This window comes from Pseudomonas sp. 2VD (genome assembly GCF_005503585.1).
Lineage (GTDB): Bacteria > Pseudomonadota > Gammaproteobacteria > Pseudomonadales > Pseudomonadaceae > Pseudomonas > Pseudomonas aeruginosa.
In genome coordinates, this window is record NZ_SCND01000274.1 from 1 (window position 1) to 8535 (window position 8535).

Consider the following 8535-nt stretch of genomic DNA (forward strand, 5'->3'; position numbering starts at 1 on the left):
CTGACCATGTTCGGCATGGTCCTGGCGATCGGCATCCTGGTGGACGACGCGATCATCGTGGTGGAGAACGTCGAGCGGCTGATGGCCGAGGAAGGCCTGTCGCCGCACGACGCCACGGTCAAGGCGATGCGCCAGATCAGCGGTGCCATCGTCGGCATCACCGTGGTGCTGGTCTCGGTATTCGTGCCGATGGCGTTCTTCAGCGGCGCGGTGGGCAACATCTACCGCCAGTTCGCGGTGACCCTGGCGGTCTCCATCGGCTTCTCGGCGTTCCTCGCGCTGTCGCTGACCCCGGCCCTGTGCGCCACCCTGCTGCGCCCGATCGACGCCGACCACCATGAGAAGCGCGGCTTCTTCGGCTGGTTCAACCGCGCCTTCCTGCGCCTGACCGGACGCTACCGCAACGCGGTGGCCGGCATCCTCGCCCGGCCGGTCCGCTGGATGCTGGTCTACGCCCTGGTCATCGGCGTGGTCGCCCTGCTCTTCGTGCGCCTGCCGCAGGCGTTTCTGCCGGAAGAGGACCAGGGCGACTTCATGATCATGGTGATGCAGCCCGAAGGCACGCCGATGGCGGAGACCATGGCCAACGTCGGCGACGTCGAGCGCTACCTGGCGGAGCACGAACCGGTGGCCTACGCCTATGCGGTCGGCGGCTTCAGCCTGTACGGCGACGGCACCAGCTCGGCGATGATCTTCGCCACCCTGAAGGACTGGTCGGAACGCCGGGAGGCCAGCCAGCACGTCGGCGCCATCGTCGAGCGCATCAACCAGCGCTTCGCCGGCCTGCCCAACCGTACGGTGTATGCGATGAACTCGCCGCCGCTGCCGGACCTGGGTTCCACCAGCGGCTTCGACTTCCGCCTGCAGGACCGTGGCGGGGTTGGCTACGAGGCCCTGGTCAAGGCCCGCGACCAGTTGCTGGCGCGCGCCGCCGAGGACCCGCGTCTGGCCAACGTGATGTTCGCCGGCCAGGGCGAGGCGCCGCAGATCCGCCTGGACATCGACCGACGCAAGGCGGAGACCCTCGGCGTGAGCATGGACGAGATCAACACCACCCTGGCGGTGATGTTCGGCTCGGACTACATCGGCGACTTCATGCACGGCAGCCAGGTGCGCAAGGTGGTGGTCCAGGCCGACGGCGCCAAGCGCCTGGGCATCGACGACATCGGCCGGCTTCACGTGCGCAACGAGCAGGGCGAGATGGTCCCGCTGGCGACGTTCGCCAAGGCCGCCTGGACCCTCGGCCCGCCGCAACTGACCCGCTACAACGGCTATCCCTCGTTCAACCTCGAGGGCCAGGCCGCGCCGGGCTACAGCAGCGGCGAAGCCATGCAGGCGATGGAGCAATTGATGCAGGGCCTGCCCGAGGGCATCGCCCACGAGTGGTCCGGCCAGTCCTTCGAAGAACGCCTGTCCGGCGCCCAGGCGCCAGCGCTGTTCGCCCTCTCGGTGCTGATCGTGTTCCTCGCCCTGGCCGCCCTCTACGAAAGCTGGTCGATCCCGCTGGCGGTGATCCTGGTGGTGCCGCTGGGCGTGCTCGGCGCACTGCTCGGGGTGAGCCTGCGCGGCCTGCCCAACGACATCTACTTCAAGGTCGGCCTGATCACCATCATCGGCCTCTCGGCGAAGAACGCCATCCTCATCATCGAGGTAGCCAAGGACCATTACCAGGAAGGCATGAGCCTGCTGCAGGCGACCCTGGAGGCCGCGCGCCTGCGCCTGCGACCGATCGTCATGACCTCGCTGGCGTTCGGTTTCGGCGTGGTCCCGCTGGCGCTCTCCAGCGGCGCCGGTTCCGGCGCCCAGGTCGCCATCGGCACCGGGGTGCTCGGCGGGATCGTCACCGCCACGGTACTCGCGGTGTTCCTGGTACCGCTGTTCTTCCTGGTGGTCGGGCGCCTGTTCCGGTTGCGCAAGGCGCCGCGCACCGGCAACTCGCCCCAGATCCCCACGGAGCAAGCCTGATGCCCCTAGCGAAACTCTCGCTCCCCACCCTGGCACTGTGCGTCGGGCTGCTCGGCGCCTGCCCGCCGACGCCTCGCCAGCCGCGCGCGGCCCCCATCGTTCCGGCCAACGGCCCCGACCTTCGGGGCAAGCTGGACGACTGGCAACAGCAGTTCACCGACCCGCTGCTGCGACAGATGATCGGCTACGCGCCGGCGCTATCCGGCGCGCAAGCCTGAATTCCGCCGTCCTTTTCCCGCCCTAGTCGGCCGCCGGCAGCGCTCGGCTGAAGCGGTAGAACAGGTTCGGCTCGCTGACCACGTACAGGCTGCCCCGGTCGTCCATCGCCAACCCTTCGGCCTGCGGCACGTCGTCCGTCAGGCCATGGTTGCCGCCACGCAGGGTCAGGCTGCCGAGCGGATCCCCGGCGCGATCCAGTTCGATGACCACCCGCGACTCGTCGGAAAGCACCAGCAGGTGATCGCTGGCCTTGTCGTAGTAGAGGCTCGACAGATCGGTGAGGAACAACCCGCGATCGCGCTGCGGGTCGCCGCCGACGCTCAGGTCGAGCGCCTCGCCGCGGTCGTTGAAGAAGCCGTTTACCTCGATGATGCCCACCGGCGCCTTTTCCCGGGCCACGAACAGGCGCTCGCGCAGCGGGTCGTAGGCCAACCCCTCGAAGCCCTTGTTGCGCTTGTTTGCACTGCCCAGGGAGAACTTCCGGGCGTTGCGCGGATCGTCGATGTCGATCACCCGGGTGTCGGCGTCGACATGGATCTCTACCAGGCGTTGGCGACGCTCCTCGGCGACCACGTAGACGCCGGGCCGGATGTACTCGATAGCCTCCGGATCCTGGAAACCGCGCAGGGGGATGCGTCGCAGCAATTCGCCGTCCAGCGACAGCTCGAGGAAATGCGGGTCCTGGTTGGTCACGCTGACCAGGCTGCGCCGGCTGGGGTCGAAGGACAGCGCCGAGACGTTGGACTCCGCGCCCAGCACGCGGGCTTCGATATCGACCCGATAGTCGGCCAGGCGCAGGGCGTTCTCGCGCGCAACATCGCCGCCGTAGCGCTGCTCCAGCTTGAACCAGATGCGCTCGAACGCGCGCTGCTGCTGACCCGCCACCAGCAGCGCAAGCAACGCGGCGAGCAGGCAAGCCAGCAGCGTCCTGTAGGTCATCAGCCGACTCATCGTTACGACTCCTCCGAGAAACACAGTGTTCGGCGAAGCAGAACAGAGCCATCCGTGCCCTTTCATGAGGCGCCGATTAAATATTTCTGACAAGTATCTTTCACGGCTGTCATTTTTCCCCCGTTCCAGGCGTTGACAGGATTTCGGTGCAGCTTTACGTTAACGTAAAGGTAAACAAGCAGGTGCCTGCGCATGTCCACCACCTACACCATCTCCGATCTCGCCCGCGAACTGGACATCACCACCCGCGCCATCCGCTTCTACGAGGAGCAAGGCCTGCTCTCCCCCGAGCGACGCGGCCAGGAACGCATCTATTCGCCGCGCGACAAGGTCAGCCTGAAGCTGATCCTGCGCGGCAAGCGCATCGGTTTTTCCCTCGCCGAATGCCGCGAGCTGATCGAGCTCTACGACCCGGACCCGAGCAGCGGCAACCAGAAGCAGTTGAACACCATGCTGGAGAAGATCGCCGAGCGCCGCGCCCAGCTGGAACAACAGTTGCTGGACATCGAACAGATGCAGCTGGAACTGGATACTGCCGAGGAGCGCTGTCGAGCTGCGCTGGTCAAAAGCTATAACAAACAAACAGTTGCAACATAAACCTAATTCGAAGCTTTAAACCGGACAAGCACAATTACAGGTGAAAGCATGACCTATCCCAGCCTCAACTTCGCCCTCGGCGAAACCATCGACATGCTCCGCGACCAGGTCCGCGGCTTCGTCACCGCCGAACTACAGCCGCGCGCCGCGCAGATCGACCAGGACAACCAGTTCCCCATGGACATGTGGCGCAAGTTCGGCGAGATGGGCCTGCTCGGCATCACCGTCGACGAGGAGTACGGCGGTTCGGCGCTGGGCTACCTGGCCCACGCCGTGGTCATGGAAGAGATCAGCCGGGCCTCGGCCTCGGTGGCGCTCTCCTATGGCGCGCATTCCAACCTCTGCGTCAACCAGATCAAGCGCAACGGCAACGCCGAACAGAAGGCCCGCTACCTGCCGGCCCTGGTGTCCGGCGAACACATCGGTGCGCTGGCGATGAGCGAACCCAACGCCGGTTCCGACGTGGTTTCGATGAAGCTGCGCGCGGACCGGGTCGGCGACCGCTTCGTTCTCAACGGCAGCAAGATGTGGATCACCAACGGTCCCGACGCCCATACCTATGTGATCTACGCCAAGACCGACGCGGACAAGGGCGCGCACGGGATCACCGCGTTCATCGTCGAACGCGACTGGAAAGGCTTCAGCCGCGGGCCGAAGCTGGACAAACTGGGCATGCGCGGCTCGAACACCTGCGAACTGATCTTCCAGGACGTCGAGGTGCCCGAGGAGAACGTCCTCGGCGCGGTCAACGGCGGGGTCAAGGTACTGATGAGCGGCCTCGACTACGAGCGCGTGGTGCTTTCCGGCGGCCCGGTGGGAATCATGCAGGCGTGCATGGACGTGGTGGTGCCGTACATCCATGACCGCCGCCAGTTCGGCCAGAGCATCGGCGAATTCCAGCTGGTCCAGGGCAAGGTGGCCGATATGTACACCGCCCTCAACGCCAGCCGCGCCTACCTGTACGCCGTGGCCGCCGCCTGCGACCGCGGCGAGACGACCCGCAAGGACGCCGCCGGGGTGATCCTCTACAGCGCCGAGCGCGCCACCCAGATGGCCCTGGACGCGATCCAGATCCTCGGCGGCAACGGCTACATCAACGAGTTTCCCACCGGCCGCCTGTTGCGCGATGCCAAGCTCTACGAGATCGGCGCCGGCACCAGCGAGATCCGCCGCATGCTGATCGGCCGCGAGCTGTTCAACGAAACCCGCTGAAGCCTCGCTCTCCCCGGCCCTTTTCCGCCAGGGAGAGGGCATTCCATTGCATCGACAGGCGCATCGCCAGGTCGGGAGCGGGCGCCAACCGCTCCGCCCACCTCGACACGGAGCCACCGCCATGGCCATCCTGCACACCCAGATCAATCCACGCTCCGCCGAGTTCGCGGCCAACGCCGCGACCATGCTGGAACAGGTCAACGCCCTGCGCACCCTCCTCGGCCGCATCCACGAAGGCGGCGGTAGCGCCGCCCAGGCCCGGCACAGCGCGCGCGGCAAGCTGCTGGTGCGCGAACGCATCAACCGCCTGCTCGACCCCGGCTCGCCGTTCCTCGAGCTTTCCGCCCTCGCCGCCCATGAGGTCTACGGCGAAGAGGTCGCCGCCGCCGGCATCGTCGCCGGGATCGGCCGGGTCGAAGGGGTGGAATGCATGATCGTCGGCAATGATGCCACGGTGAAGGGCGGCACCTACTATCCGCTGACCGTGAAGAAACACCTGCGGGCCCAGGCCATCGCCCTGGAAAACCGCCTGCCATGCATCTACCTGGTGGACTCCGGCGGCGCCAACCTGCCGCGCCAGGACGAGGTGTTCCCCGACCGCGAGCACTTCGGCCGGATCTTCTTCAACCAGGCCAACATGAGTGCCCGCGGCATCCCGCAGATCGCCGTGGTGATGGGCTCCTGCACCGCCGGCGGGGCCTACGTGCCGGCGATGTCCGACGAAACCGTGATGGTGCGCGAACAGGCCACCATCTTCCTCGCCGGGCCGCCGCTGGTGAAGGCCGCTACCGGCGAGGTGGTCAGCGCCGAGGAACTTGGCGGCGCCGACGTGCACTGCAAGGTCTCCGGGGTCGCCGACCACTATGCCGAGGACGACGACCACGCCCTGGCCATCGCTCGCCGCTGCGTCGCCAACCTCAACTGGCGCAAGCAGGGCCAGCTGCAATGCCGTGCGCCGCGCGCACCGCTGTACCCCGCCGAGGAGCTGTACGGGGTGATTCCCGCCGACAGCAAGCAGCCCTACGACGTGCGCGAAGTGATCGCACGGCTGGTGGACGGCTCCGAGTTCGACGAGTTCAAGGCGCTGTTCGGCACCACCCTGGTCTGCGGCTTCGCCCACCTGCACGGCTATCCGATCGCCATCCTGGCCAACAACGGGATCCTCTTCGCCGAGGCTGCGCAGAAAGGCGCGCACTTCATCGAACTGGCCTGCCAGCGTGGCATCCCGCTGCTGTTCCTGCAGAACATCACCGGTTTCATGGTCGGCCAGAAGTACGAGGCTGGCGGCATCGCCAAGCACGGCGCCAAGCTGGTGACCGCGGTGGCCTGCGCGCGGGTGCCGAAGTTCACCGTGCTGATCGGCGGCAGCTTCGGCGCCGGCAACTACGGCATGTGCGGACGCGCCTACGACCCGCGCTTCCTGTGGATGTGGCCGAACGCGAGGATCGGCGTAATGGGCGGCGAACAGGCCGCCGGGGTGCTCGCCCAGGTCAAGCGCGAGCAGGCCGAGCGCGCCGGCCAGCAGCTCGGCGTCGAAGAGGAGGCGAAGATCAAGGCGCCGATCCTCGAGCAGTACGAGCACCAGGGCCATCCCTACTACTCCAGCGCGCGACTGTGGGACGACGGCGTGATCGATCCGGCGCAGACCCGCGAGGTGCTCGCCCTGGCGCTTTCCGCCGCCCTCAACGCCCCCATCGAGCCGACCGCCTTCGGCGTGTTCCGCATGTGACGAGCAGACCAGCATGAGCGAATTCCAGACCATCCAGCTTGAGATCGACCCGCGCGGCGTAGCCACCCTGTGGCTGGACCGGGCGGAAAAGAACAACGCCTTCAATGCCGTCGTGATCGACGAACTGTTGCAGGCCATCGATCGCGTCGGCAGCGACCCGCAGGTCCGCCTGCTGGTGCTGCGCGGCCGTGGCCGGCACTTCTGCGGCGGTGCCGACCTGGCCTGGATGCAGCAGTCGGTGGACCTCGACTACCAGGGCAACCTGGCCGACGCCCAGCGCATCGCCGAACTCATGACCCATCTCTACAACCTGCCCAAGCCGACCTTGGCGGTGGTCCAGGGCGCGGTGTTCGGCGGCGGGGTCGGCCTGGTCAGTTGCTGCGATATGGCCATCGGCAGCGACGACGCGACCTTCTGCCTGTCCGAGGTACGCATCGGCCTGATCCCGGCGACCATCGCCCCGTTCGTGGTCAAGGCCATCGGCCAGCGCGCCGCGCGGCGCTATTCGCTGACCGCCGAGCGCTTCGACGGACGCCGCGCCAGCGAACTGGGCCTGCTCAGCGAAAGCTGTCCCGCCGCCGAACTGGAAAGCCAGGCCGAGGCCTGGATCGCCAACCTGCTGCAAAACAGCCCGCGCGCCCTGGTGGCCTGCAAGGCGCTCTACCATGAGGTCGAGGCCGCCGAGCTGAGCCCGGCGCTGCGCCGCTACACCGAGGCGGCCATCGCCCGCATCCGCATCAGCCCGGAAGGCCAGGAAGGCCTGCGCGCCTTCCTGGAGAAACGCACGCCCGCCTGGAGAAACGACGCATGAACCCGGACTACCGCAGCATCCAGCGCATCCTGGTCGCCAACCGCGGCGAGATCGCCTGCCGGGTGATGCGCAGCGCGCGCGCCCTCGGCATCGGCAGCGTCGCCGTGCACAGCGACATCGACCGCCACGCCCGCCACGTCGCCGAAGCCGACATCGCCGTCGACCTGGGCGGCGCCAAGCCCGCCGACAGCTACCTGCGCGGCGACAGGATCATCGCCGCCGCCCTCGCCAGCGGCGCCCAGGCGATCCACCCCGGCTACGGCTTCCTCTCGGAGAACGCCGACTTCGCCCGCGCCTGCGAGGAAGCCGGCCTGCTCTTCCTCGGACCGCCGGCGGCGGCCATCGACGCCATGGGCAGCAAGTCGGCGGCCAAGGCGCTGATGGAAGAAGCCGGCGTGCCGCTGGTGCCCGGCTACCACGGCGAAGCCCAGGACCTCGAGACTTTCCGCCGGGAAGCCGGGCGCATCGGCTACCCGGTGCTGCTCAAGGCCGCCGCTGGCGGCGGCGGCAAGGGCATGAAGGTGGTGGAGCGCGAGGCCGAGCTGGCCGAGGCCCTTTCCTCCGCCCAGCGCGAGGCCAAGGCCGCCTTCGGCGACGCGCGGATGCTGGTGGAGAAATACCTGCTGAAGCCGCGCCACGTGGAGATCCAGGTATTCGCCGACAGCCATGGCCACTGCCTGTACCTCAACGAACGCGACTGTTCGATCCAGCGCCGCCACCAGAAGGTCGTCGAGGAAGCCCCCGCCCCCGGTCTCGGCGCGGAACTGCGCCGGGCCATGGGCGAGGCCGCGGTACGCGCGGCGCAGGCGATCGGCTACGTTGGCGCCGGTACCGTCGAATTCCTCCTCGACGAACGCGGCCAGTTCTTCTTCATGGAAATGAACACCCGCCTGCAGGTGGAACATCCGGTCACCGAGGCCATCACCGGCCTCGACCTGGTCGCCTGGCAGATCCGCGTCGCTCGCGGCGAGGCGCTGCCGCTGACACAGGAACAGGTGCCGCTGAACGGCCACGCCATCGAAGTGCGGCTCTACGCGGAAGACCCCGAGGG

6 protein-coding genes and 2 pseudogenes are annotated in these 8535 nt (G+C 67.5%); 7 read left to right on the plus strand and 1 reads right to left on the minus strand.

Annotated elements, in window-relative coordinates; translation table 11 throughout:
* Together mexY and FFS27_RS23760 are read left to right on the plus strand one after the other, a co-directional pair.
* A pseudogene (mexY, locus tag FFS27_RS23755) lies at positions 1–1965 on the plus strand (multidrug efflux RND transporter permease subunit MexY); the annotation flags it as partial.
* Entirely contained in the window at positions 1965–2183 is a 219-nt protein-coding gene (locus FFS27_RS23760; protein WP_003110687.1) for a hypothetical protein, read from the plus strand. The pseudogene mexY and the gene FFS27_RS23760, both read left to right, overlap by 1 nt.
* Before the next feature lie 22 nt (positions 2184–2205).
* Here the strand turns inward: FFS27_RS23760 and FFS27_RS23765 are convergent, their stop codons facing one another.
* On the minus strand, positions 2206–3135 hold the full coding sequence (locus tag FFS27_RS23765) for an SdiA-regulated domain-containing protein (protein WP_003088602.1): 930 nt from the start codon (positions 3133–3135) through the stop codon (positions 2206–2208).
* Positions 3136–3327: 192 nt separating this feature from the next.
* On the opposite strand from FFS27_RS23765, the gene liuR reads away from it, so the two are divergent.
* The 5 genes and pseudogenes from liuR to liuD form a co-directional block, all read left to right on the plus strand.
* On the plus strand, positions 3328–3732 hold the full coding sequence (liuR, locus tag FFS27_RS23770; protein WP_021264697.1) for a liu genes transcriptional regulator LiuR: 405 nt from the start codon (positions 3328–3330) through the stop codon (positions 3730–3732).
* A gap of 48 nt (positions 3733–3780) precedes the next feature.
* Entirely contained in the window at positions 3781–4944 is a 1164-nt protein-coding gene (gene liuA / locus FFS27_RS23775; RefSeq protein ID WP_003088600.1) for an isovaleryl-CoA dehydrogenase, read from the plus strand.
* 121 nt (positions 4945–5065) lie between these two features.
* Positions 5066–6673: a methylcrotonyl-CoA carboxylase subunit beta gene (liuB, locus tag FFS27_RS23780; protein WP_003100387.1), complete on the plus strand. Its 1608-nt coding sequence runs from the start codon at positions 5066–5068 to the stop codon at positions 6671–6673.
* Positions 6674–6686: 13 nt separating this feature from the next.
* A complete protein-coding gene (locus tag FFS27_RS23785) occupies positions 6687–7484 on the plus strand; it encodes a gamma-carboxygeranoyl-CoA hydratase (protein ID WP_003088598.1) in 798 nt (265 codons plus the stop codon).
* Positions 7481–8535, plus strand: a pseudogene (gene liuD / locus FFS27_RS23790) (methylcrotonyl-CoA carboxylase subunit alpha); the annotation flags it as partial. The gene FFS27_RS23785 and the pseudogene liuD, both read left to right, overlap by 4 nt.